This window comes from Schleiferilactobacillus harbinensis, assembly GCF_008694105.1.
GTDB lineage: Bacteria > Bacillota > Bacilli > Lactobacillales > Lactobacillaceae > Schleiferilactobacillus > Schleiferilactobacillus harbinensis.
Window position 1 is genome coordinate 788,322 of the sequence record NZ_CP041364.1, and the last position, 23,218, is coordinate 811,539.

Sequence of the window (23,218 nt, forward strand, 5' to 3'; positions counted from 1 at the left end):
CCACTGAAGGAGTTTTGTTAACGTGATCGACAAGAGCCTATTTCAATTTCCCCGGATTCGCCGGCAACTGATGGTTTTGAGCCTGCTGTCATTCATCCAGGCCGCCGCCATCGTTGCCCAGGCAATCGGGTTATCCCAGGCGCTTGTGGCCATTTGGCAATTACGAAAAATATCAGCATTGCTTATGCCGATGCTGGTATTTTTTAGTGCTTTCATCCTGCGCCAATTGATGGATGTGGCAAAAAACCAAGCGGCCACGCACTATGCGGATGAGAACATTACGCGGCTGCGGCCATTGATCCAGCAGCAATATTTTCGGCTTGGCCCGGCCTATCTGCACCGAACCGGCACCGGATCGGCGGTGACCGTCGTGATCGACGGCTTGGACCAAGTGAAAACCTATATTCAAACGGTTTTGCCGAAAGTGACCGACATGATTTTTGTACCGCTGCTGACACTGATTTATGTGTTTTACGAAAACTGGGTAAGCGGCATTGTGCTGTTCATTATGCTGCCGCTGATCTTCTTCTTCATGGCCATTCTAGGCCTCGCTGCTCGAGCCAAGTCGAATCAGCAGTATGCGGACTTCACCCAGCTGAATAATTCCTTTGTGGATACGATTTTAGGCTTGCCGACGCTGAAAATGCTGGGTGTTTCCGATCAGTACGAAGATCAGATCTATTCGGTGAGCGAGCGGTTTCGCCAGAAGACGATGAGCGTGATCAAAGTCGCGTTGACGTCGACGTTTGCGCTGGATTTTTTTACCACCTTGGCAATCGCGATTATTGCGGTATTTCTGGGGTACCGGCTGATCGACGGATCGATCGTCTTGTATCCGGCTCTGGTCAGTTTGATCCTGGCGCCGGAGTTCTTTTTACCCATTCGCCAGTTTGGTGATGATTATCACGCGACGTTGAATGGTAAAAACGCATTGCAGCAGGTCAATGACCTGTTAGCGACGCCAGTACCCCCGGTGGCTCAGGCCATCGACTGGGCAGGGTGGGGCGCTGACAGTCAGCTGACGCTGACCAGTGTTGATTTTCATTATCCGGATGCCGCGGCGGATACTTTAGCCCTGCACGACATTCATTTACAGGCCGCTGGTATGGCCAATATTGCGATTATCGGCCGTTCTGGTTCCGGCAAATCGACGCTGATGAATTTATTGGCCGGGTTTAACCAGCCGCAGCAGGGTGCTCGGATCACGCTGGACGGACAGCCGCTGACCAGCTTTAACCAACCGCAGTGGCAGGACAGTGTCAGTTATATTCCCCAGGATCCGTATATTTTTTCGGCGACGATCGCGGCCAATATCCGTTTCTATGTGCCGGACGCCAGTGATGCGGCAGTCCAGCAGGCCGCGCGGCAAGCGGGGTTGACTGATTGGCTGGCGGCTTTGCCGGCTGGCTTGGACACCATGATTGGTGAGGGCCAGCGGGGCATCAGCGGCGGTCAGGCCCAACGGATCGCAGTGGCGCGGGTCTTGCTGGATCACCATCGGCGGATCCTGCTGTTTGATGAACCGACGGCGCATTTGGACATTGAAACGGAATATGAATTGAAGCAGACCTTGCTGCCGCTGTTTCAGGATCATTTGGTTATTTTCGCCACCCACAGGCTGCACTGGCTCACGGCCATGGATCAGATCATCGTGTTGGAACACGGCCGGATCAGTGAGCAGGGCACCCTTGCCCAATTACGGGGGACCGGTGGGGCACTGGATCGATTAGTGGCAGAAATGGGGGGCAAACAAGATGCACACTTCGCAGAAAACTAAACCGCGCCTACGGAATTATCTCCGAGCGTGGCATAACGACCATTGGTTTTGGCCGTACCTGAAACAAAATAAATTGCGGTTGGCGTTGATTTTCTTCGTCGGAGTGCTGACGTTTATCTGTGCCGGAGCGCTGATGTTTACGTCTGGCTACCTGATCAGCAAGTCGGCTACCCATCCGTTCAATATTCTGGCAGTTTATGTGCCGGTGGTCCTGACCCGTGCGTTTGGGATCGGCCGGCCGGCATTCAAATATTTGGAACGGATCAACAGCCATAACTGGGTGCTGAATGTGGTGTCCAAGCTGCGGGTCCAGTTGTACCGGACTCTGGCCAAAGACGCAGCCTTTCTCCATGAACATCAGCAAACCGGCAAGATTTTCGGTTTGCTGGCCGATGATTTGGATCATCTGGAAAATTTCTATTTGCGCACAATTTTTCCAACAATTGTCGCGTATTTGGTGTGGCTGCTGGTGACGATCGTCATGGGCATTTTCACCTGGCTGGGCGCCATTGCAGTGGCATTGATCTTAGCGGTGGTTCTGATTGTCGTGCCGATGCTGTCCCTGCGTCAGGCGGCCAGCGGGTACGCGGTACAAAAGGCGCGTAAAGCGCATGAGTATACGACGGTCACCGAACACTACTTAGGTCTTGGCGACTGGGTGATTACTCATCGCCAAGACCGCTTCACGGCGGCGGGCAATGACGATGCCAGCGTGACGCAGCAGAGCGTTGCTGCCCAGGAACGGTTCCAGCGCTGGCGCAATTTTGCCATCCAGGTGATCTTCGGTCTCCTGGCGCTAGGCCTGATTCTGGGAACGCAGCGGCTGCTAGGCGGTTCCCAGCGGTTAGCGAATTATTCCGCCGCCGTTGTCCTATCGCTTTTTCCGCTGATCGATTGCTTTCTGCCGGTGGCCCAGGCGATGGCCGAGGTCCCGCTGTATTCTGATTCCTTAGCCCATTTGAACGAGTTGAGTGCCAGTGTGGCAGCGGCTGCTCCGGCACCGGTGGCCCAGGCTGACGCGCCAGCGGCGATTCAAGAAATCAAGTTTGACCATGTCACCTTTGCTTATGGGCCGGATCAGCCCAAGCTGTTGGATGATTTCAGTCTGACGGTTCACGGGAGGGAGAAAGTGGCTATTCTTGGACCCAGCGGTGAGGGCAAGACAACGATCCTGCAATTGCTGTTAGGGGATCTGACCCCGCAGAAGGGACAGATCACCGTCAACGGGATTCCAGTGGCCCAATTGCAGCAGGCTCGGCCGGCATTATTCGGCTACTTGAACCAAGCGCCATTTTTATTCAATACCACGATTCGGGCCAATATCCGCCTCGGCGCCCCTGATGCGGCTGATGACGCGATCTGGGCTGCCTTGCAGGCCGTGGGGTTGGCCGACGTGGTACGGAGCTTGCCGGCTGGCTTAGACACCGTGGTCACCGAGTCCGGCCAGCGTTTTTCCGGCGGCCAGCAGCAGCGTTTAGCCCTGGCGCGCATTCTGCTCAAAAAAACGCCTGTCCTCTTATTGGATGAACCCACGATTGGGTTGGATCCAATTACAGAACAGGCGCTCATGGCGATGATTATGCAAGCCAGTACCGATCGGACGCTGATTTGGGTGACCCACCATCTGCAGGGACTGGAACAGGCCAATCAGGCAATCTTTTTGACCGACGGCCACATCTCCATGGCTGGGCGGCCAGCAACGCTCTATCGTGATAATGCACGCTTCCGTGCACTGTACGCGTTAGACGTCGGTCAGCTGTAAGGCTTGCTCCAAGTATGCCGTCATTTGGGTCAGTGGGATCCGGGCCGGTGTATCCGGCCACTGGGCTAACGCTGCCTGGGCCTTAGTCAAGTAGACTTGACCGAGGCGGGCGGTGGCGGTGATAATATCAGGATGACGGCGGAGGAAGGCGATGATGTCGCTGACGGGCGCTGGCCCGACAAGCAGGGCCTGCAGCTGGGGATAGTCACGCATCCCGAGGCGCAGGGGCAGCGTATAGATCCCGGATTCTAAATCGCCCAGTTTCGGTTTGCCGGAGTTTTGCTGCAGGCGAAAATCGTTCAGGTCATCTAGAATTTGAAAGGTGATGCCCAGATTCTCGCCAAATGCGGTGCTGGTATCAGCAGTGTCGGGGGCACCTTGGGTCAGCCAGACGCCGGTCTTGGCCGCGAGCCCAAAGAGAGCCCCTGTTTTGCCTCGTACCGTGGCGACATACGTGTCAATGCCGGCCTGGGTATCATAGGCCTCAGCAGCCTGCTGCAGCTCGCCAGTGAGAATCTGCTGCATCACCCGGGCATGATAGTGGGTGAAGGCCAAGTCCGGAGCAATCTCGGTGACCAGCCGGAAATACCGCGCCAGCAATTCATCCCCTAAATAGATGGCCGCATGGTTCCCGTGCTTCATCTGCAAGGTTGGCCGGTGGCGGCGGATCGGTGCTTCATCCAGCACGTCATCATGCATCAGTGTGGCCAGATGCAGCATCTCAATCGCCGTCGCCCCAGTGGTGACTGTCGGCGGGAGAGTATCCGTCTCGGGGGCTGCTAACTGGGCAAAGAGAATGGTCAACGCCGCCCGCCACATTTTCCCCGTGGTCCGCAGGGCGGCGTTGTAGTCAGCGGCGTATTGCGGCACGGCTAATTGTTGGGCGGCTAGGGCTGCTTTAACCGTCGTCAGGGCCGGTGCAATCCCGGTGAAGTCCACCGGCTGCTTGGTTTGGTTGCTCTTCATGAATAATTTCCTCGGTTCCAATAATTGAGATACATTCACTATAGCATAGCGGACCATCGAGGGCGTGTCGAGATATCCGGCAGCGGCTGGCCAAAATTGAATAGGAGTTGATCACGATTACTTGGGACGCATTTTTCGAACTCGTTGAAATTAAAGCAAAGACGGCATCAATTTTTCCTTTCTTATTGGGCATCCTGTATTGTCTTTGGAACCTGCCGGCAGCACCTAAGGATTGGGGCAGCTGGCTGATTTTCATCATCGCGGCCTTCCTGTTTAATATGGCGGTGGACGCCAATGATAATTATCAGGATTACCGGCGCGCATTGAAAAACGGTGCTGAGAAGTTCCGCTTGGAAACTAACGTGATCGGCACCCGCCACCTATCCCTGAGCCAAGTCGGCTGGCTGACGGTGGCCCTGGTGGCCGGTGGTGCCATGCTCGGTCTGTGGCTGGTGGCGCGGACCGGCTGGCCGCTGCTTTGGCTGGGTATTTTCTGCTTCCTGGTCGGTATTCTTTATGCGGCTGGTCCTTGGCCGATTGCCGGTCTGCCGGTGGGGGAATTCTTCTCCGGGTTCACCATGGGGACGATGATCATGCTGATTACCGTCTATGTCGGCGTCGGCGCCAGCCAGACGCTGACTGCGCCGACCTTGACCGGTGTCTTGCTAGCCAGCAGTCCCTTGGCCTTTGCCATTGGGGCACTGCTCCTGGCCAACAATATTGCCGATTGGCAGGAAGATCTTACCCTGCATCGGCATACCATCGTCTCGTACCTCGGCCAACGCGGCGGTCTGATTTTCTGGTATCTCTTGTACCTGGCGGCGGCCGGCGGCTTGATGGCCTCTGCCGCCCTGCATGTGCTGCCGCTGCTTTCATTGCTGGCACTGATTTGTGTCCCCAAGGTCGTCAAAAATTGTCGGGCTTTCACGGCGCTGCCGGAGAAGAAACCCAGCTTCCACTTAGCCGTCCAGAATTTAGCAATTATATCTCTTTGTGTGACGGTAGCCACCGGTCTGGGCGTTCTTTTCCGGTTCTGATGCTGATTTCTAAGAAAATCTTTGCATTTCCGTTTCAATCACTGTTACCCACCGGTATTTTTACAAAGATATGGTAAGATAACCCTAACTGAGCGTTATTTCAAACTACGCAATGAAGGTGAATTAGAGTAATGGATCAACAAAACAACGACAACGACCAAAAACTGCCGCCACGCCGCAGTGATCATCAGGGGCCGAGTAAGCAGGGCAAAGTATGGAAGATTATTTTGCTTATCCTATTACTGCTTGTGACCGCTGGCGGTGCCTATGGGGTGCGAGTGGCGACGCAGGTGAAAGACTCCGCGGATAATACCTATGTACCCACTAAGAAGAAAACGCCCACGGTTGACTTAGCTGCTCAAAAGCCGTTTTCAATCCTCCTTTTAGGAGCGGATACTGGTACGGAGGGCCGCGACGGTTACCGCGGCAATTCGGACACGATGATTCTGGTCACCGTTGATCCGCAGCACAAGCAAACGACGATGTTTTCAATTCCTCGGGATACGGCGGCCCAGATCATCGGTGCCAAGTCGTATACATACCAGAAGATCAATTCCGCCTTCAATATTGGCGGGGCAACCATGGCGATGGACTCGGTTGAAAAACTGTTGAATGTGCCCATCAATTATTACGCTTTGATCGATATGGCCGGATTGAAGAAAATGGTGGATGCAGTGGGCGGCGTTGATGTGGATGTGCCGTTTTCCTTTGTCAGCACCGAAACAGGCAACCAGAAGTTCACCAAGGGCAAGATGCATTTGAACGGCGACATGGCGCTTGCCTACGCCCGCATGCGGAAGGAAGATGTTGAGGGTGACTTTGGCCGGCAGAAGCGGCAGCAGCAGGTGATTTCGGCCATTGCCAGCAACGTCATTTCCTTGAACAGTTTGACCCGCGTGCAAAGTATCCTGGATGCAGTCAGTGCGTCAGTACAAACGAATATCAAACTGAGTCAGCTGATCACGATGTACCAGAACTACCAAGGCGCGTTGAAGAATCTAAAGCAGGATGAGCTGAGCGGTATCGCGACGACCGTAAACGATAATGGTCAGGAAGTGGCCTATGTGGTCAACAAGACCAGTGAATTGCAGCGGGTCTCCGACAAGGCCCGGACGGCGCTGGGGTTGGAGAAGGAACCATTGAGCAATGAAGAAACGCGGCAAAACAGTCTGCAAACGCAATTCGATTGGAATTCTAAACTCGATCAGTTCTCGTATACGTTTTACCCGCAGAGCGGTAGTAATTAAATCGTGACAAAAATAAGAGCCCCAGCAAATCTGCCGAGGCTCTTATTTTTTGTGCCGGCTAGTGCTTGCGTTTTTCCCGGCTCATGGTCTTGGGCTTAGGCTGGTAAGCGACGGACACAATCAATTCCGGCAAATCTACCTGATCCGGATGGTCTTTCTTAGCTTCGGGAATTGCCAACTCAGCCAGGGCAAAATCATATTGGTCTGCCAGATCATTGACGTTACCGAAACCAACGCGATCGATTTTACCGATGGGCTGGGCCGTCAGCTGATTGGTCCCAGCGATGACCTGCAACTCCCCGGTGGGCGTGTAGCTCAGGGTGAAGTAGGGGAGTGACCGATGACCAGCGGCGTTGATGGGCAGCTGCGGCAAGACATTATCTTGCCCCAGGGTGGTCATTAGCTGCTGGAAGAAGGCCTGTTCATCCGGCGTGGCCGAAATGTGGGCGGGCAAGGTCTCATTGGGATCAAAGAGGCCATTGCCCAGGACGGCTGTGTTGTGCCGCCGCTCAGCGGTTTGTTCTTCGCTGGGTAAAAGCTTGGCAATCTTGGGCGAGATGTCGAATTTTGCCGTTTTCTTGGTGAAATAGTACATGAAGTTCAAGTAAATGAAATACAAGAACACCAAGACCAGCGCCAAATAGATGGCGCCGCGGGCATACAGCCCGTTACGGAAAGCTAGGAAAGTAATATAGGCTAAGTAACCATCGCCAAGAAAGGCGGCAATGGTCCAAGCCATGTTCAGCGGTTTGTTGTTGATGTTGAAGTAGCCTAAAATGTGGGAAACTGTGTCGAGCAGAGTAAGCATGGATGTATGCCTCCTTCCTTATTTATTCTGGTCAGTGCCGCCGGTATTGTTCTGTGTATCGGTTGTCGTCTTGCTGCTGGAACTGGCTTTGTTGGTGTTAGTGCCGCCGGTGGTCGTGCCGTTATTCGTGTCTGTGTCAGTGTTGCCGCTATTACTGGTCGCACCATTGTTAGTGGTGGTATCACCGCTGGTGTCATCCGACGTATCAGTATCATTACTGGACGATGACGCCGAAGAACTGGAATTGTTGCTGGCCGATGTATCACTGCTGGAACTTGCCGAGTTATCGCTGGCGCTGCTGCTTTCATCCGCCGAAGAACTGGAACTGGCTGGGGCAGGGCGGGAGCTGGTACTCGCGCTGCTCGTGCTGGCTGAACTGCTGCTTGAACTCTTCTTTTGTTTTTGTTCTTGACGAATCCGGATGCTGGCCGGACTATAGGTATCAACCACCACGTTTGTGGCGGCCACGAGCAAGATCAGCGATACAATAGCGGCCGGTCGTACAATCGGGGGGATGCGTTTATCCATAAAAAGGTGTCACCTCATGTCTATTTACAAAAATGCTTTCATTACCTAGAATACAGCGAAACGGCGTTTTTGGCTATTAAAGTTACGCTAAAGTTGAAAGGATCAGATATGTTATGTCAACTAAATTTCATCAAGCCTTTGGAGTATACGGTATACTTTCAGAAAATGGAAAACTGGCGGTCATTAAGAAAACCGGCGGCCCATACATCAACCGCTATGACTTGCCCGGTGGGACACCTGAAGACGGTGAAGAAATGGCCCATACCGTTGTTCGAGAAATCCAGGAAGAGACCGGTTTAACTGTCACCAAAGCCCATCAATTGGGCATTACAGGTTTCCGGTATCCCTGGCAATATGAGCACTGGCAGCTGAATCAGCATCGCTGTGTGTTTTATTGGATCGATACCTGGACCGGTCAGTTGGCTGATCAGGCAGCTCAATTTACTGGTCAGGATGCTTTAGGTGCTGTGTGGCTGCCGTTGGCTGAAATTAGTCTGACGACATGTTCGCCGTTGGTGGTCAAGGCCGCTGAAACAGTTCGTCAACATGGTCAATTTGATCCCACGGAACAAACTTTTACCGACTGGACCGTGCTAACGAAGCCTGTGTATTGATCAGCCGCTGAGCGGATTCAGCTGACAGTTATCCGTTGATTGTTGTCAGCTTGCACTAGAATCGCTGTGTCAGCACCAGTTAATTAATCTTGTAAGCCTGATGTGTGACATGCATGACAGCTGCTGGATTACTGGCAAATCAATGATCTGCGCCGATAGTGCTCAAATTCGCTCTTTTTGATAGCTTCGTATAATATACATTATGTTAACTTAATCCGTAAAATCAAGATCCGGTGAGTACTCCCCCGCCCGGATCTTGGTGTATTGTTGCGCGTTTTTACTGGTTCAGCATGTTACGCGGTCCAATGCCGGCGAAAATCAGCCGCAGAAAATTTTGGCTGCTCCGCTGCTGGCAGCGTCGCCACATATTTCGTGTAGGCATCCATGATCAGTTGGCTGATCGTTTGCCCAGAGTTGCCAGCTTTTAAGGCCTGAAAAATTAAGTCGCTCAAATCTTCGCTGAAATCAGAATGCTTGTTCGCCCAAGCCTGAACCGTCTTATCCAACTTCAACGGTTTTTTACGGTGCTTCTTGGGCTTTTGTTTATAGCCAAAAGCCGCATATGCCTTTGGTGCGGTTTTATAACCGTATCCCTGGGCATCATCCACGACTTCACCGGTTTCGGTGTTCACGATGCGCCAGCGGGTTTCTTCCCACTGGCGATAATCATCGCTTTGCGTGACGGTAAACGGTTTGGCAGAAAATTCGTGCATGGGCACCACTCATCGCTCCCTGATCATCAATTTTGCGGTACACCCATACATTACGCAATTAATGCGATTGCAGCAGCCAAATATCGTCGTCGAAGTACTGTTCTTGAAATTGGGTCGCTTGGCGCACTTCTGCGGCAGTGACCAGCCGAAATTTCGGCGCGACGACCCATTTGTCTTCGTTGTCGTCTTTGCGGTGAATGATAGCCACCACATAGCCGTCTACGGTATCTGCCGGCTGATCAACATCCAGCACATAGGCATCCTGGGGATCACCATCCCCGCCCACGACGCCGTCAACATACCCGTAGTTTAACGGATAAACAATGTTGGCGTGCTCTGGATGAGTACTGCCGAGTTTACGATCTACTTTTACTTGGACATGAAGTCCAATAATCATTGGCGCTGCGATAATCAGTCATTCCTTTACTTTTGAATTAGTTACTGGTCTCCGGTCTTCAGCCAGAGTGCTCCGGCGCCCACAGCAGCCAGCGCGCCCACGGCGATGATGCCGGCCAGAGCGAATTTGAAAATAGCGAAACCGCCCACGGCAAACAGCAGAATACTGATAATTGGATGCCGCAGGATCATGCCGAACAGCTTAATAATCAAGAAAACGATCAACACGATGGCGACCAATGCCCCAATGGCAATCGCTCCACCGATGGAATGCTCTTTAGCGACGATTGGTGCCGCCAAGGTAAGAACTGGTGTCATAAAAACCACCCTGCCTTTCTGTTATTTGAGTGTAACGGAAAGATTAGGTGGTCGGCAAGCGGCTTAGGACCGATACTGCTGAATCTTAATCATCGTCGGCCGCATTGGCCACTTGGGTCGGTTTGCTGATGTCCTGAATCAGCCAGCGGTTATTTTGATGTACCAGCGTCGCGGTATAGTCGTACGTCCGCACTCGGGCATCGGTATCATCGTCTTCGTCGGGGCCAAACGCTGCGGTGAAGGCTAAGGTAACCGCGCCCTTGGTGTCGATTTGCGCACCGTTGGTTTGGACGTCGAGATTCAATTCGCCCACGTGCTGTTGGCCAATGTATTCCTTCGCCTGCTGCAGAACAGTCTGGTAAGCCTTGTTCTGTTCACCGTTAACGAAGATCACGTCCAGCTGCTGATTATTTTGGGTCAAATCACCATTGCTGACGTCTTCGATTTCATCAAAGGCATCTTCGATCAGGTTGTCAGCCTCTTTCGCCGTTGGCAGCGCCGTGGCGGTCGTCCCGCTCCCGCTAGCTGGCCGTTGGTTGGCTTGGAATGTTAAATTCAGTTCTGGATCATCCGAGTTAACATAATCTTTCACCACGGTACGGCCAGCGCCTTGAGTGTCCTTGGCGGTAAAGGTGTAGCGCCCGGGCAGCAGCGGCCCGATTCGCTGACCCCGAACCGTTCCCTGGACTGTCGTCAATAACCGGCCGTTGACTCGAACTTGGGTCGTTGTCCCATTCGTGGTCAGCCGCGGGTGAACCGCTTCGAGCTTGAAGCCGTAACGGGGATAAACCAGCCAGCGGCGGCCGATCCGGTCGAATTCCACCAGATCCAGTACATCGTCGCCATCCCCCCGCCGAGCCTCGTGGGCCAGGCGGTTCAATTGATCCGGGTGCGTCTGGAAATAGGTCAGCAGCGGTTTGATATTCCGCGTGGTTAAAGGCACGGTATTATCGTCCACGGTCAAATACGGCAGCACCTTGGCCGCATTATTGCTGCGCAGTGCGCTGATAGCGCTGTCCAGCTGCCGCGTTCGACTGCCGTTGACCGCATACCCGCCAACACCTAAAACGATCAGCACGACAACAACGATGCCGACTAACCAGCCAATTGTTTTCTTTCGCATGCGCGTTCCCCCTCGGTATTGTGTACTTTCCTGGACCGTCTGCTTTTATTAAAATGATAGCACATTCACGCGGGAAACCGAAAAAGCGGCTGCTAGCCCTGCCGCTGAGCAGCCAGGACTTGTTTGATCACTTGCAGGACCCCATAGTCATCGTTGGTGCCCGTGACGTAATCCGCGTACTGATAAATACCGGGGTTGGCGTTGCCGACCCGGTAGCTGTATTTCACCGTTTGCAGCATCTCCACGTCGTTGAAGGAGTCGCCAAAGGCCATCATTTGGTTTGCCTTGATTCCCAGCTCTTTGCCTAACATACGCATGCCCCGGCCCTTGTCGACGCCGAAGTTCATGATGTCGATCCAATCGTTGTCGCTGACCGCTACGGAGTAGCGATTGCCGAAAGCCGGACCGAAGACGTCCTTGTACTGCTTCTCACTGTCCAAATTAGGGAAGTAAATAGTAAACTTGTTGGCTTCCACATCCAAATGGCGGATATCGTCCACCAATTTAACATTGGCATAGAAAGTCTTGTACACCGGTACAAACCGCGCGTCTTCTTTCGGAATATACGCGGCATCCAGACCGCAGACGATGGGCCGGCCATCGGTATCGTCCAGCACATAGCCGACCATTTCCTGGTATTCCTTAACCGGAATCAACGATTTGTAGATATTTTGGCCGTGGAGATAAATCGACCCGCCGTTATCGCAGATAAAGGCCATTTTCTCTTTGCTGGCCGCAAAAAGCTTGCGCAGCGTATAGATGGGCCGACCGCTGGCAATGGCGAAGAGGATGCCGGCATCGGTCAGACGGTCGATATAAGATCCCATTTGCGGCGGCAGCTGCCCCTTTTCTGTCAATAATGTATGGTCCATGTCCGTGGCAATCAGCCGTATATCCTGCATGATGAACTCCCTTTCGTAATGTCTTTATCTGTCATGGTACCGATTACTCCCCTGGATTGCTAGTCCAAGGTGCGTAAGAGGACAAGTTTTATCCGTTGAAACAGAAAAAACACGACTCTGCCTCTTCAGCAAAGTCGTTTCCTGCCAGCCTGCCTAAGCCGTGGCGTTCATGTCGCCTCGGACTGCATGCAGTTTGCTGGTGATCTGCTCCATCACCGCCGCCCGATCAGCGGGATTGCTGACAAAATCATAGCGATCACCGTCGATCTGCATCTTCGGACTCTTGTCGTAGTTGGCATACCAGGTTTGGTAATACTGAATCAGCGTCTGGTAATAGTCCGTCAGGGACGGATCGGTCGTAATCTGTTCATACGGCCGCCCACGCTTGGTGATTCGCTCCACCATCGTTTCGTAGCTGACGTGAATGTCGATGAGCAGATCCGGGGCCTTCTTAGGCAGGCCCTTGAGTTCTTCCATCATATTATTTAAGAGATCCTTGTAGATCAGGTACTCTTCCTCAGTGGCGTTGCCGTTGTCCGTATTCATCTTCATGAAAATAGCGTCTTCATAGATTGACCGATCCAAGACATTGTTGTCGTCGGTCAAGGCTGCCTTGATCGAATGGAAGCGCGTATTCAGGAAGTAGATCTGCAGCAAAAACGCATAGGGATTGCGGGCCTCTAAATCACCTGCCGCCCGTTTCTCTTCGGCGATTTTATTACCTTTGTAAAACAACGGCAGTACGGGATTATTATCCACACTCTCATAGAACGGTTGCGTACCCAATCGATCGGCGACGATCTGGGTCAACGAACTCTTCCCGCTGCCGATCACACCAGCCATAACTAACACTGTCACTGATTTCCCCTCTCTGCTCCGTAACGAACTTGCGCGGATGACCCGCGCGAACTTGTTCCAGTATACTGGCCGGCCAGAATCGGTGCAAGCAATTTGTCACAGAACGTCCAGTGCTTCCGGTTGCGTTGGTCCGGGGAAAGCGTGATCCAGCGCGGCCAGATCCTGTTTCGTCAGTGTGATTTTTGCCGCAGCAATATTTGTCGCCACATGATCCGGATTCGTGGATTCTGGGATGGCAATGGTTTGCCCATCCCGGATCGCCCAAGCCAGCATGATTTGGAACGGTGTTGCCCCGTGAGCCTTGGCCACCGCTCGCAAGGTCTCCTTACCGGTAATCTTTTGCCGTGTCTGCCAATCATGGGCCAGAGGCGAATAGGCGATCAGCCGCACACCATGCTGCCGCTGCCAGGGCAGCAGGTCATATTCAATCCCCCGACTACCCAGGTGATACAAATCTTCGTTATACTGGACTTCAGATCCGCCGGGTACCCGGAACAATTCCTGCATGGCGGCGGCATCGAAGTTCGACACCCCATATTGTTTGATCAGCCCTTGGCGTTGCAAATCTTGCAAAGTCTTGATCGTCTCAGCAAGGGGTACCTGACCGGGCCAATGGAGCAAGTAGAGATCTAAGTAATCAGTATTCAGCCGGCGCAGCGAGCCTTCCAGTGCTCTGGGCAGGTCGCGGGCCGAAGCATGCCACGGATAGAATTTCGAGATGAGAAAGACCTTATCCCGGTCCACACCAGCCATCCCCCGGCCAACGACCGTTTCGGACGCCCCATCACCGTACATCTCCGCGGTGTCCAGAACGTTAACCCCGTGATCCAGAGCAAAGCGTACGGTTTGAGCGTTATGGTCCGCCGCCTCCGGGTCATCGCCGATGTGCCAGGATCCCAGGCCGATGGGAAATAATGGTGGCGTAAACTTGGCATCTTGCATGTCACAACCTCATTTCTGAATAAAGCTTAAGTAATAAGTGACCGCCGCCACCGCCTGGCCGGCATGGATCGTACCGTTCTTGACGGCTTCGACGATATCGGCAAAAGGCACCAGCTTGGAGTTCACGAATTCATCGTGGTCAAAGTGCTGCTGACCGCGTTCGGCGGGGTCAATAATGCCCCAGGCCAACGTATTGGTCTCACTGCTGAAGCCCTCGCTGGTACTGACCTGAGTCATCGCTTGGGGTTGGGTCAGCGTATAGCCGGTCTCTTCCTTGGTCTCCCGCACGGCTGCTTGCAGCGGCGTTTCACCCGGATCAAGCAGCCCCGCCGGCAAGGAGTAACTTTCCGCGTTGATCCCGGCCCGGTACTCCACATTCAGCAATGCCTGCTGCCGGTCTGGGGTCAGGGCCAGAATGACCACCGCCGGAATATGGGTCACGACGTCCCGTTCCACCGTCAGCCCGTCCGGTGTCTGAATCTGCCTCTGGCTGACGGAGAAAATACGGCCCTTAAATACAGACTTTTCACTGAGAATCTTGCCCTGATTGGTTAATTGCGGTAACACGCCACCACACCCTTTTCTGAAAAATACACCTAAATATTAGTTTACCACGGATTGGCCACCGCCATCGCCCGAAAAAAGTCGCCCGCCGACCCCGCAAGCGGGTACAATAGAGGTAACTGCCAGACGCTCGCGCCTGGCATATTCTAGGAAGGAGTTTTGTCATGGCAGAAACAATTCTGCAGGCGTTCGAATGGTATTTGCCCAACGACGGTAAGCACTGGCAGCGTCTCGCCCACCAGGCAAAACAGATCAAAGCCATGGGCTTCACCGCTGTATGGCTGCCCCCCGCCTCTAAATGTGCCGCCGGCATCGACGACGTGGGTTATGGCACCTACGACTTGTATGACCTCGGCGAATTTGATCAAAAAGGAACGGTGCGCACTAAATACGGTACGAAAGACGAGTATTTGGCCGCCATCAAAGCCCTCCACGAAGCCGGTTTGAAAGTCATTCCCGACATCGTGGTGGATCACTTCATGGGTGCCGACGAGGCAGAAAATGTCAAGGCTAAGAGCTATTCCTTTGACGACCGGTTGAAGCCCACCGGCGACACTCAGGAAATCAAAGCCTGGACCAAGTTCACCTTCCCCGGCCGGCACGGCAAGTACAATGATTACGTGTGGACCTGGAAGAACTTCACCGGCATCGACTACGATGGCCGCAGCAAGAATCACGCCATCTATAAGTTCCACACCAAAGAGTGGGAACCTAAAGTGGATTCCGAAAACGGCAACTATGACTATTTAATGGGTTGCGACTTGGATATGAGCAATCCCGATACTAAGGAACAGTTGGACAAATGGGGTAAATGGTTCCAGGAACAGACCCAGGCGGACGGTTATCGGCTGGATGCGGTCAAGCATATCAAGTTCGATGCCTTCGTTGATTGGCTGCTCCACCGCCGGGCCGAACACGACAACCATCTTTTCGTGGTCGGCGAATACTGGTCCGACGATATCAACGCCCTGAATAATTACTTGGACAACTCCGGCAATATCATCAGCCTGTTTGATGTGCCCCTGCATTTCAATTTGTACGAAGCCGCCACCACCATGGGCAAGTACGATATGCGCCATATCTTTGCCCATACCTTAGTCAAAGACCGGCCGGACTTCGCCGTCACCTTCGTGGACAACCATGACACCCAAGTCGGCCAGAGCTTGGAGTCTTGGGTTGACGGCTGGTTCAAGCTCCACGCCTATGCGCTGATTCTGCTGCGCAGTGCTGGTATCCCCACTGTCTTCTGGGGCGACCTGTTTGGTATCCCGGCGAAGGATACCGCGCCGGTCGGCCAAGGGTTAGTCCGGATGCTGAAGATTCGCGAGTACCTCGCCTATGGCCGCATGGTGGACTACTTAGACGACCCGAACATCATTGGCTGGACGCGGACTGGTGATTTTGATCATGACCTGTCCGGTTACGCGGTGATCATGACCAACCAGCAAGGCGGCGAAAAGAAAATGACGGTCTCCGCTGTCCATGCCGGCCAAACTTTCGTGGACATGCTGGGCAACAATGACGCCAAGGTCAAGTTGGACGAAAACGGCGTCGGCACCTTCCCAGTGAGTGACGGCCAAGTGTCTGTCTACGTGAACGAAGACGTTGTCGCTGGTCTGGAAGCCGAAGAGCAAATGAATTAAGCACATTAAAAATAAGGACTGTCCCCCCGGGGATAGCCCTTATTTTTAATGCGCCTGATCTTGATCAATAACGGTGTGCAATGGATCCCGCCAGTTGATCCACCAGAACACGGCCAGCATGATCACGACGACCCAGAAGACGCCGTGCAGACTGGTCAGAATCACCTGATCCATCGCCAGCGTGGGCCGGACCCGGCTGCCCTTGGCGCTGATCACCCCATTGATTTGGGCAAAGGGAATATTCCCGCGGGTGAACCGGATCACCAGATTCAATACCGCGCCGTACACCCCAGTCATCACCGTCTGGCCCAGCGACCGGCCGAGGGTGAGCACACTTGTTGCTGACCCGACCATCGCGGCCGGCACCATATGCTGACTGAGGATCGTATTCATCGAAATGACGATGCCCATGCCGGTGCCGTTGATCATGGCAATGACGTAGAACACCCACATCGGAAAATGCAGCCCGGCGAGCGTCAGACTAGCATAACTCAGCAGCAAGACGGTGATAATCACCAGGCTGATCCGTTTCGGCACAAACCGCGCGATCAGCGGTCCGACAAAGAAAGACGACGTCAGCCACATCACGGAACTGGAAGTAACGACGAAGCCCGCCTCCGTCGCGCCGATCCGGTACAGGGATTGCAGCCAGATGGGGAAATACACCTGATAACCGATCAAAACCCCGCTGAGGATCATGGCGGTGGCGATTTGAATGGCAAACGTCCGGTTAGCAAACATGGTCGGCGCAATCAGCGGATCACGCTGGCGCTTTTCTGTACGCCCGAAGAACACTAAGCTGACGGCCGCGATGACCAGCAGGAGACCGGCCGGCCAAGGGGCCCGCAGCAGGAATTGGATTCCCAGCAGTAAAGTGACCAAACAGCTGGTGAGCCAAAGGATGCCAGGCCAGTCGATGGTCAGCTGAACCGAGGCCGGCCGCTTCTCCCGATAGCCGACTTGAATCAAGAATGCCACCAGAATACCCAGCGGTACATTGACGAAGAATACCCAATGCCAGGACAGCGTATCGACTAGAAAACCGCCGATCAGCGGCCCTACCAAAGCCGACAGCCCCCAGGCGGTGTTATTCAGCGCCAGGACCTTAGCCCGTTCGCTGAAGTCATAGTAATCGGCAATGATTGTGAACGTTAGCGGCATCACTGCCCCCGCGCCGATGCCCTGGATTCCCCGGGCGGCAATCAGCCAACCGATACTGGGGGCCAGACCGGATAGAAAGGACCCGACCGTGAAGACCACCACGCCCCACTGGAAGATCCGCCGCCGGCCCCAGGCATCCGCCAGCTTGCCGTAAATCGGGGTCGTGATCGCCGTCGTCAGCAGATACGCACTCATGATCCAGCTCTGCATCGCCAGACCATGCAAGGCACTGATGATCGACGGCAAGGCGGTAGTGACGATGGTCACTTCCACACTGGTCATGAAGGTAGCAATAAAGACGGCGGTCATGACGATTCCCCGCCGGGCGGGTTTAACTTGCTTCTGGGACACAACACATCACGCTTTCTAAAAAATATGACTGGGGTCTATTATACGCCAACGCAAAAAGCCGCCGACAGTCAGTCAGCGGCTTGATCAACACGGGATCGATTAATTAAAATCTGCTTCACCCGGCAAGATGAAGTTAGCGTCTTTGAAACTGCGGCCCAATACCACCCAGCCGCCAGCCAGAATCACTGTCCCAACGATGAGCACCGCCCACCAGGGCACGAAGGCGCCGAGCAGACCGGTGACCAAAGCAATGATAAAGTCCAGCAGCGAGGCCGCCCACGTCGCCCCGGTATTCACTTGGCCGGTTTGGAAAACTTGGCTATACGGCGCTGTGCCGGACATAAACGTCCCGTTGAGCAGGGTCATGAGCAAGCCGACCCCGAGGGCCAGAATCGTATTGCTCAATACATGCAACGGCGGTAAAAAGATTAAGGTGATCAGACCTAAAACGAGAATCAACGGGACCGCCAAGCGCAGATACACGGTCCGGATGGCTTCCCGATAAAGCACCGATTTGTCAAAACGCGGCAGCGTCGCAAAGATCTTCATCGCTTCTGGATGCTGACTGAAGCGCAGGAAGTACACGGCGACGGGCAGTTCAGCGATGGCATAGACTTGCAAGAAACTCCACGTCCAGCTGCCCTGCAGCGCGGCCCAGAAATTGCGGTGGGTGCCGTCGGCCAGACCAAAAGGAATCAGCGCCAGCGGGATCATAATCACCAAACCACTGGCCAGTTGCGGATAGACCCGCATCTTGTAATCGGCATTAGCCTGCATCATGCGCCAGCTCAGGGTGAAAAAGGTTCGCTGATCGCGGCTTTGTGGCACTAACCGGCGTACCAGCCGGAAGAACCACCCGGTGTGGGCTGGTTCGATACTTTCTTCATTGAGTTTGCTCAGGTTCGTGGTGAGCCGGCGCATCGCTGGGCCGTAAGTGAAAAGACTGAGTATGAAGGCCGCCAGCATGAGCCCAGTCAGGATGCCGCCAGGGTTCACCTGGCCGCTGGTCAACCACCCATTGGGACCAGCGAACCAGAATGGGTAAACGATGGCCATGTACCAGTGGAACCTGCTCGCCTTCACGACCGCCGCCACGGCCCCGCGGCTACTGAGCTGCGTAATGATATTGACTACTTGGGGCAAGGCCACCGAAATGCTCAGGATGGTGATCTGGATCATACTCAAGATGTTCTTCAATCGCTCACCGTGAAAGAACCGCAGTATCACGGCATAGATGCCGATGGACAGGACATAATTGACCACCAGCAAAACGAGCGCGCTGACTAAGAACAGCAACCCGCCGAGTACTCCAAGTGAGTAAAATGAACCAATGATCGGAATTGCCATCAGAGCGGCAAACAGGGACAGGACGTATACCAGAATATGCGCGGTCTGCGCTGCAGACCTAGTCCTTTCGCTCACGCCGCGGGTGTCCAAGATCGCCACATCCCGGACATCCAGCAGGCTACCGGAGAAAGCCTGAACCAGGACGGTCATGTACATCGTAGAATAATAGAGCAAAGCCGCCCCCAAAATCAGCACCGGATTGCCTGGCATAGCGACTATCACTGCTGTCAGTAATAGACTCACCAACGCGTAGATCCATAAGCCGCGAAGAAACGCATTCTTTCCCGCCCGCCGGCGGCCATTGGTCAGCGTTGTCATAAAGTTGGGGTCCACCGCGTCCATGTACAGTTTGTAACCCAGAATCAGCCGAAATTGCGGATAATTGACACCCAACTGGATCAGCAATCCGCGGAAACGGTCAAAAACTTGCAGCCAGCGGGAATGAATGAACAGATCCGCTGGGGTGTCTGGCAGCGGCGCATTGCCGCCGGCAGGATCCGGCTTTCTCTTGAACAGATTCATCATCGTTGTCACCCCCCGCTTGAGATTTCTTTCTAGGAAGATTACTCGAAATCAGTTTCGCCAGGTAAGGTAAAGTTCACGTGATTGTAACTGTGGTTCAAGATGAACCAGCTGCCAACGAGGATAATGACGCCAGCAATCAAGGTGAGCCACCAGGGCAGGAAGCCTCCGGCAACACCGCCAACACCGGCAACAGCCATGGCAATCAGCATCCCGCCAATAGTGGCACCAGAGTTCACCTGACCAGCTTGGAAAACGGTGCTGTAAGGCGCCGTACTCTTCATCAAACTGCCGATGATGATTGTGATCAGCAAACCAAGCCCTAGGGCTAAAACTGTATTTGCCAGAGCCCTCAACGGGGGTATAAAGATCATGGTGATTACCCCTACGATGATCATAATCGGTGCAGCCAAGCGCACAAACACGGTTCGCACCGCTTCACGATACAGCACACTTTTATCGAATGCTGGGATCGTCGCAAACAGTTTCATTGCGGCTGGGTTCTTGCTAAACCGCAGGAAGTACACCGCAGTTACAATGCCGATAGTGGAAAATAGCGGCGCAATATTCCAAATAAAGTTTTGTTGCAAGGCTGTCCACAAATTTGTGCGTTCACCGGAATTGCTGATGGAGGGCACCAAAAAGATGATGATCATGATGAAGCCCATCGCCATCTGCGGATACACCCGCATCTTATAATCTCCATCCGCCTGCATCATCCGCCAGCTAAGGGTGAAGAATGTGCGCTGATCCTTATCCTGGGGTACGAGCCGCCGCATCGCACGGAAGAAGATACCGGAATGTACGGGCTCTTCGCCGCTCTCATTGAGTTTGCTCAAGTTATTGGTTAGCCGGCGCATCGCTGGGCCATAAACAAAGTAACTGATAATCATGGCGACCAGCATGAAAAGTGTCAGGATGCCACCGGCATTGAACTGTTGAGTTTGCAGCCAGTCATTCGGTCCAGTGAACCAAAATGGGTAAATCAATGCCATGTACCAGGAAAATGGCATTGGGCGGTTTAAATCTGGAATTCCCCCGCGGGCAGACAACTGGGTTAAAATATTCGGCATTTGGTACATGAGGACAGACAGCACGATGATGAAGATTTGAATCATGCTAAGAATGTTCTTCAACCGCTCGCCTTGGAAGAAATGGAGCACGATAGCATAAAGACCGATTGAGACCACATAATTCACCAGCATGAGCACAAGCGCACTGATCAGGAAAACAATTCCGCCCGGAATGCCCAAGAAGAAGAATGACGCAACTATTGGAGCAGTCATCATGGCGACAAACAAGGACAACACATAAACCAAGATATGCGCCGTCTGAGCGGCTGACCGCGTCTTCTCACTCACCCCACGGGTTTCTAGAATTCCCACATCTCGGACGTCCAGCAGGCTGCCAGAGAAAGCCTGCACCAACACAGTCATATACATGAATGTGTAAAACAGCATAATTGTTCCCAGTCCCATAATTGCGTTCTTGGGATATATCGACAACATGAGAATCAGCATCAGGCTGACTAGCGCATAGACCCACAGCCCCCGAAAGAACGCATTCTTCCCCGCCCGCCGGCGGCCATTATCCAAAGTGCTCATGAAGCTAGGATCAACGGCGTCCATATACAGTTTGTACCCAACAATCAACCGAAACTGCGGATAATCCACCCCCACTCGGGTCAAGAATCCTTTGAACAAGTCAAAAAACTTCAACCACCGAGAATTACTCAGCAATTCATCCGGCGTATCCGGTGCCGGTTCATTCGGCGTACTGCCGTCATCCAACTCGTTTTTCTTCTTAAATAGATTCATCATTGTCCGTCACTCCGCTTCAATGACGTTCACGAAGTCCGCCGCCTTCTGTCCGTGTTCGGAGAAGCCGGTGAGTTCATTGAACAGTTCCTGCAAGGTCTGGTCCTTTTCGGCGTTCAATTCAGCGAAGGTCCCGTTGGCGATGACCTTGCCATCGTTCAGCAATAGAATCCGATCGGACACTTTCTGCACCACATCCAGAATATGGGAAGAATAGAAAATGGTCTTCCCTGAATCCCGCAATCGTTGAAGGACTTCTTCAATGATCAAGACTGAATTGGCATCCAGGCCATTCAACGGTTCATCCCAGAATAACAAGTCCGGATTATGCAGCAGACTGGCGATGATCAAGACCATTTGGCGCATCCCCTTGGAAAAGCCGCTGATCCGGGCATCAATAGAACTCTTCATCCCGACGATCGTCAATAATTCACTGGCCTTCGCTTCCGCGTCGGCCTGGGGCATACCGTACAGTTGACCAACAAAACCGAGGTACTCTTTAGCTGTGAGCACGTCAAAAACATCGGCGCTTTCTGGCACATACCCGATGCGTTTCTTATAGTCGGTGTCCCCGGGATGGATCTCTTGGCCAAAAACGGAAATCGTCCCCCGGTCTACTTTAGTCAGACCTAATATCATCTTCACCGTGGTACTCTTGCCGGCACCGTTGGGACCAATATAGCCGACGATCGTCCCGGGGTCGACGGAGAACGACAGGCCAGTGAGAATTGGGGTTACTTCATAGGATTTATAAACATCAGATAATTCAATAATTGCTGCCATGCTGACACACCCGCTTTCTATCGGCAGGATAGCATACCGCGTGGGAAAATTAAAGAAAAATGAACAATTATTGTATATCGCAGAGAATGAATAAACCGCCAGTGCCGGTGGGATGCGGCATTGGCGGTTGGTATGGTTATCTTACAAAAATGTTAGTTGGTGACTTTCAAAACATCTGCCATCCAGGCGATGGCAATGGCCTTTTCACCCAAGTGGGTGCCGATCACCGGCCCGAATTCATTCAGCTCGAAGGCGACCCTAGGGAAGCGCGGCTCCAGATCCGCCAACCAGCGTTTGCCCTCTTCCGGGTCGTTGGCGTGGATCACCAGACAGCGGACGGGATAGTCCACATCGGCGATGCGTTCGCTGAAGATCGTTTCGGCTCGCTTATAAGCCTTTTTGATCGAGCGGACTTTTTCAAAGGCGACGATCTTATCCTCATCATTGAACGTCAGCAGCGGCTTGATCTTCAGCATCCCGCCGATGAAGGCCGAGGCGTTGGACAGCCGGCCGCCACGGACCAGATTTTGCAGGTCGTTGACGATGAAAACTTCATCCATAGTCGCGCGCAGCTTGTCCAAGCTGGCCAAAATCTCGTCCAGAGACTTGCCCGCGGCGGCTAAGCGGGCGGCGGCGATGACCAGGTAGCCCATCAGCTTGACCGTGATGTGGGAATCGTAAGGCACCAGCCGGACATTAGTGAGCGTCGGCGCCAGACCGACCAAGGTGTTATAGAAGCCAGAGATCGTACTGGCCAAATGAATGGAAAGAATCGTGTCATAGCCTTCATTGGCTAAGTTTTCATACAGTTTAGTCACTTCGCCCAGCGGCGGTTGGGACGTGCTGGGGAAAGACTGACTGGTCCGCATTTTAGCATAGAAAGTGGGCGAATCAATCGTCACACCTTCGTCGTACACTTGTCCATCCAAAATGACGGGAATAGGAACGACTGAGATATGGTAGCGCGCCACCTCTTCATCAGTTAAATATGCGGTACTATCGGTTACGATGGCGATGCGCATCCGGTACCCTGCCTTTC

General features: G+C 53.4%; 22 protein-coding genes. 6 read left to right on the forward strand and 16 right to left on the reverse strand.

Annotated features, from left to right (window positions below):
* The first annotated feature begins 22 nt into the window (after positions 1-22).
* Both cydD and cydC read left to right on the forward strand, forming a co-directional pair.
* Positions 23-1,777, forward strand: a complete 1,755-nt coding sequence (gene cydD / locus FMM01_RS04210) for a thiol reductant ABC exporter subunit CydD (protein ID WP_150391738.1) — start codon at positions 23-25, stop codon at positions 1,775-1,777.
* A complete protein-coding gene (gene cydC / locus FMM01_RS04215) occupies positions 1,755-3,539 on the forward strand; it encodes a thiol reductant ABC exporter subunit CydC (RefSeq protein ID WP_150391739.1) in 1,785 nt (594 codons plus the stop codon). The genes cydD and cydC overlap by 23 nt, the downstream gene beginning before the upstream one ends.
* Here cydC and FMM01_RS04220 read toward each other — a convergent pair.
* Positions 3,519-4,505: a polyprenyl synthetase family protein gene (locus FMM01_RS04220; RefSeq protein WP_190973452.1), complete on the reverse strand. Its 987-nt coding sequence runs from the start codon at positions 4,503-4,505 to the stop codon at positions 3,519-3,521. The two genes, cydC and FMM01_RS04220, sit on opposite strands and share 21 nt — an antisense overlap.
* Before the next feature lie 116 nt (positions 4,506-4,621).
* Here FMM01_RS04220 and FMM01_RS04225 point away from each other — a divergent pair, with 116 nt between their 5' ends.
* Complete coding sequence (locus tag FMM01_RS04225; RefSeq protein WP_063515230.1) at positions 4,622-5,542, forward strand: 1,4-dihydroxy-2-naphthoate polyprenyltransferase; 921 nt, start codon at positions 4,622-4,624, stop codon at positions 5,540-5,542.
* A gap of 131 nt (positions 5,543-5,673) precedes the next feature.
* Entirely contained in the window at positions 5,674-6,789 is a 1,116-nt protein-coding gene (locus FMM01_RS04230) for an LCP family protein (RefSeq protein WP_150391741.1), read from the forward strand.
* A 58-nt stretch (positions 6,790-6,847) separates the two neighbouring features.
* Here the strand turns inward: FMM01_RS04230 and FMM01_RS04235 are convergent, their stop codons facing one another.
* Positions 6,848-7,597, reverse strand: coding sequence for a DUF6681 family protein (locus FMM01_RS04235; RefSeq protein WP_027827426.1), 750 nt, complete (start codon positions 7,595-7,597; stop codon positions 6,848-6,850).
* Positions 7,598-7,615: 18 nt separating this feature from the next.
* Positions 7,616-8,125 (reverse strand): cell surface protein, encoded by a 510-nt coding sequence (locus FMM01_RS04240; RefSeq protein ID WP_146993738.1) that lies wholly within the window; start codon positions 8,123-8,125, stop codon positions 7,616-7,618.
* 113 nt (positions 8,126-8,238) lie between these two features.
* Between FMM01_RS04240 and FMM01_RS04245 the strand changes: the two genes are divergently transcribed.
* Positions 8,239-8,739 carry an NUDIX hydrolase gene (locus FMM01_RS04245; RefSeq protein ID WP_027827427.1) on the forward strand — a complete coding sequence of 167 codons (501 nt, stop codon included), beginning with the start codon at positions 8,239-8,241 and terminating at the stop codon, positions 8,737-8,739.
* Positions 8,740-9,032: 293 nt separating this feature from the next.
* Here FMM01_RS04245 and FMM01_RS04250 read toward each other — a convergent pair whose 3' ends face one another.
* From FMM01_RS04250 to FMM01_RS04285, 8 genes are all read right to left on the reverse strand, one after another.
* Positions 9,033-9,452 carry a hypothetical protein gene (locus FMM01_RS04250; RefSeq protein WP_150391742.1) on the reverse strand — a complete coding sequence of 140 codons (420 nt, stop codon included), beginning with the start codon at positions 9,450-9,452 and terminating at the stop codon, positions 9,033-9,035.
* Between the two features lie 58 nt (positions 9,453-9,510).
* Positions 9,511-9,849, reverse strand: a complete 339-nt coding sequence (locus FMM01_RS04255) for an inorganic diphosphatase (protein WP_035439609.1) — start codon at positions 9,847-9,849, stop codon at positions 9,511-9,513.
* A 41-nt stretch (positions 9,850-9,890) separates the two neighbouring features.
* Positions 9,891-10,166 (reverse strand): hypothetical protein, encoded by a 276-nt coding sequence (locus FMM01_RS04260; protein ID WP_051225060.1) that lies wholly within the window; start codon positions 10,164-10,166, stop codon positions 9,891-9,893.
* A gap of 85 nt (positions 10,167-10,251) precedes the next feature.
* Positions 10,252-11,289: a zinc ribbon domain-containing protein gene (locus tag FMM01_RS04265; protein ID WP_150391743.1), complete on the reverse strand. Its 1,038-nt coding sequence runs from the start codon at positions 11,287-11,289 to the stop codon at positions 10,252-10,254.
* A 92-nt stretch (positions 11,290-11,381) separates the two neighbouring features.
* The gene (locus tag FMM01_RS04270) at positions 11,382-12,191 is read right to left on the reverse strand and encodes an HAD family hydrolase (protein WP_150391744.1); all 810 of its coding nucleotides are present in this window, start codon (positions 12,189-12,191) and stop codon (positions 11,382-11,384) included.
* A 153-nt stretch (positions 12,192-12,344) separates the two neighbouring features.
* Positions 12,345-13,043 (reverse strand): deoxynucleoside kinase, encoded by a 699-nt coding sequence (locus tag FMM01_RS04275; protein ID WP_051225072.1) that lies wholly within the window; start codon positions 13,041-13,043, stop codon positions 12,345-12,347.
* Positions 13,044-13,145: 102 nt separating this feature from the next.
* Complete coding sequence (locus tag FMM01_RS04280) at positions 13,146-13,991, reverse strand: aldo/keto reductase (RefSeq protein ID WP_027827432.1); 846 nt, start codon at positions 13,989-13,991, stop codon at positions 13,146-13,148.
* Between the two features lie 9 nt (positions 13,992-14,000).
* Positions 14,001-14,558 carry an NUDIX hydrolase gene (locus FMM01_RS04285; RefSeq protein ID WP_063515238.1) on the reverse strand — a complete coding sequence of 186 codons (558 nt, stop codon included), beginning with the start codon at positions 14,556-14,558 and terminating at the stop codon, positions 14,001-14,003.
* Between the two features lie 161 nt (positions 14,559-14,719).
* Between FMM01_RS04285 and FMM01_RS04290 the strand changes: the two genes are divergently transcribed.
* Positions 14,720-16,198, forward strand: a complete 1,479-nt coding sequence (locus FMM01_RS04290; protein WP_150391745.1) for an alpha-amylase — start codon at positions 14,720-14,722, stop codon at positions 16,196-16,198.
* Between the two features lie 45 nt (positions 16,199-16,243).
* Here FMM01_RS04290 and FMM01_RS04295 read toward each other — a convergent pair whose 3' ends face one another.
* The 5 genes from FMM01_RS04295 to FMM01_RS04315 all read right to left on the reverse strand — a co-directional run bounded on the left by FMM01_RS04295 (position 16,244) and on the right by FMM01_RS04315 (position 23,201).
* Entirely contained in the window at positions 16,244-17,668 is a 1,425-nt protein-coding gene (locus tag FMM01_RS04295; protein WP_150393235.1) for an MFS transporter, read from the reverse strand.
* A gap of 141 nt (positions 17,669-17,809) precedes the next feature.
* Positions 17,810-19,582 carry a hypothetical protein gene (locus FMM01_RS04300; RefSeq protein WP_150391746.1) on the reverse strand — a complete coding sequence of 591 codons (1,773 nt, stop codon included), beginning with the start codon at positions 19,580-19,582 and terminating at the stop codon, positions 17,810-17,812.
* Between the two features lie 38 nt (positions 19,583-19,620).
* Complete coding sequence (locus tag FMM01_RS04305; RefSeq protein ID WP_150391747.1) at positions 19,621-21,399, reverse strand: hypothetical protein; 1,779 nt, start codon at positions 21,397-21,399, stop codon at positions 19,621-19,623.
* Between the two features lie 6 nt (positions 21,400-21,405).
* The gene (locus tag FMM01_RS04310; RefSeq protein ID WP_150391748.1) at positions 21,406-22,179 is read right to left on the reverse strand and encodes an ABC transporter ATP-binding protein; all 774 of its coding nucleotides are present in this window, start codon (positions 22,177-22,179) and stop codon (positions 21,406-21,408) included.
* Positions 22,180-22,331: 152 nt separating this feature from the next.
* Complete coding sequence (locus tag FMM01_RS04315) at positions 22,332-23,201, reverse strand: DegV family protein (protein WP_027827439.1); 870 nt, start codon at positions 23,199-23,201, stop codon at positions 22,332-22,334.
* Positions 23,202-23,218: the final 17 nt, after the last annotated feature.

Coding starts and splice junctions, on each gene's coding strand:
- cydC (WP_150391739.1), top strand. CDS start 1,755: ATGCACACTTCGCAGAAAACTAAACCGCGCCTACGGAATTATCTCCGA.
- FMM01_RS04220 (WP_190973452.1), bottom strand. CDS start 4,505: ATGAAGAGCAACCAAACCAAGCAGCCGGTGGACTTCACCGGGATTGCA.
- FMM01_RS04230 (WP_150391741.1), top strand. CDS start 5,674: ATGGATCAACAAAACAACGACAACGACCAAAAACTGCCGCCACGCCGC.
- FMM01_RS04235 (WP_027827426.1), bottom strand. CDS start 7,597: ATGCTTACTCTGCTCGACACAGTTTCCCACATTTTAGGCTACTTCAAC.
- FMM01_RS04240 (WP_146993738.1), bottom strand. CDS start 8,125: ATGGATAAACGCATCCCCCCGATTGTACGACCGGCCGCTATTGTATCG.
- FMM01_RS04245 (WP_027827427.1), top strand. CDS start 8,239: ATGTCAACTAAATTTCATCAAGCCTTTGGAGTATACGGTATACTTTCA.
- FMM01_RS04250 (WP_150391742.1), bottom strand. CDS start 9,452: ATGCACGAATTTTCTGCCAAACCGTTTACCGTCACGCAAAGCGATGAT.
- FMM01_RS04255 (WP_035439609.1), bottom strand. CDS start 9,849: ATGATTATTGGACTTCATGTCCAAGTAAAAGTAGATCGTAAACTCGGC.
- FMM01_RS04260 (WP_051225060.1), bottom strand. CDS start 10,166: ATGACACCAGTTCTTACCTTGGCGGCACCAATCGTCGCTAAAGAGCAT.
- FMM01_RS04265 (WP_150391743.1), bottom strand. CDS start 11,289: ATGCGAAAGAAAACAATTGGCTGGTTAGTCGGCATCGTTGTTGTCGTG.
- FMM01_RS04270 (WP_150391744.1), bottom strand. CDS start 12,191: ATGCAGGATATACGGCTGATTGCCACGGACATGGACCATACATTATTG.
- FMM01_RS04280 (WP_027827432.1), bottom strand. CDS start 13,991: ATGCAAGATGCCAAGTTTACGCCACCATTATTTCCCATCGGCCTGGGA.
- FMM01_RS04290 (WP_150391745.1), top strand. CDS start 14,720: ATGGCAGAAACAATTCTGCAGGCGTTCGAATGGTATTTGCCCAACGAC.
- FMM01_RS04295 (WP_150393235.1), bottom strand. CDS start 17,668: ATGACCGCCGTCTTTATTGCTACCTTCATGACCAGTGTGGAAGTGACC.
- FMM01_RS04300 (WP_150391746.1), bottom strand. CDS start 19,582: ATGATGAATCTGTTCAAGAGAAAGCCGGATCCTGCCGGCGGCAATGCG.
- FMM01_RS04305 (WP_150391747.1), bottom strand. CDS start 21,399: ATGATGAATCTATTTAAGAAGAAAAACGAGTTGGATGACGGCAGTACG.
- FMM01_RS04310 (WP_150391748.1), bottom strand. CDS start 22,179: ATGGCAGCAATTATTGAATTATCTGATGTTTATAAATCCTATGAAGTA.
- FMM01_RS04315 (WP_027827439.1), bottom strand. CDS start 23,201: ATGCGCATCGCCATCGTAACCGATAGTACCGCATATTTAACTGATGAA.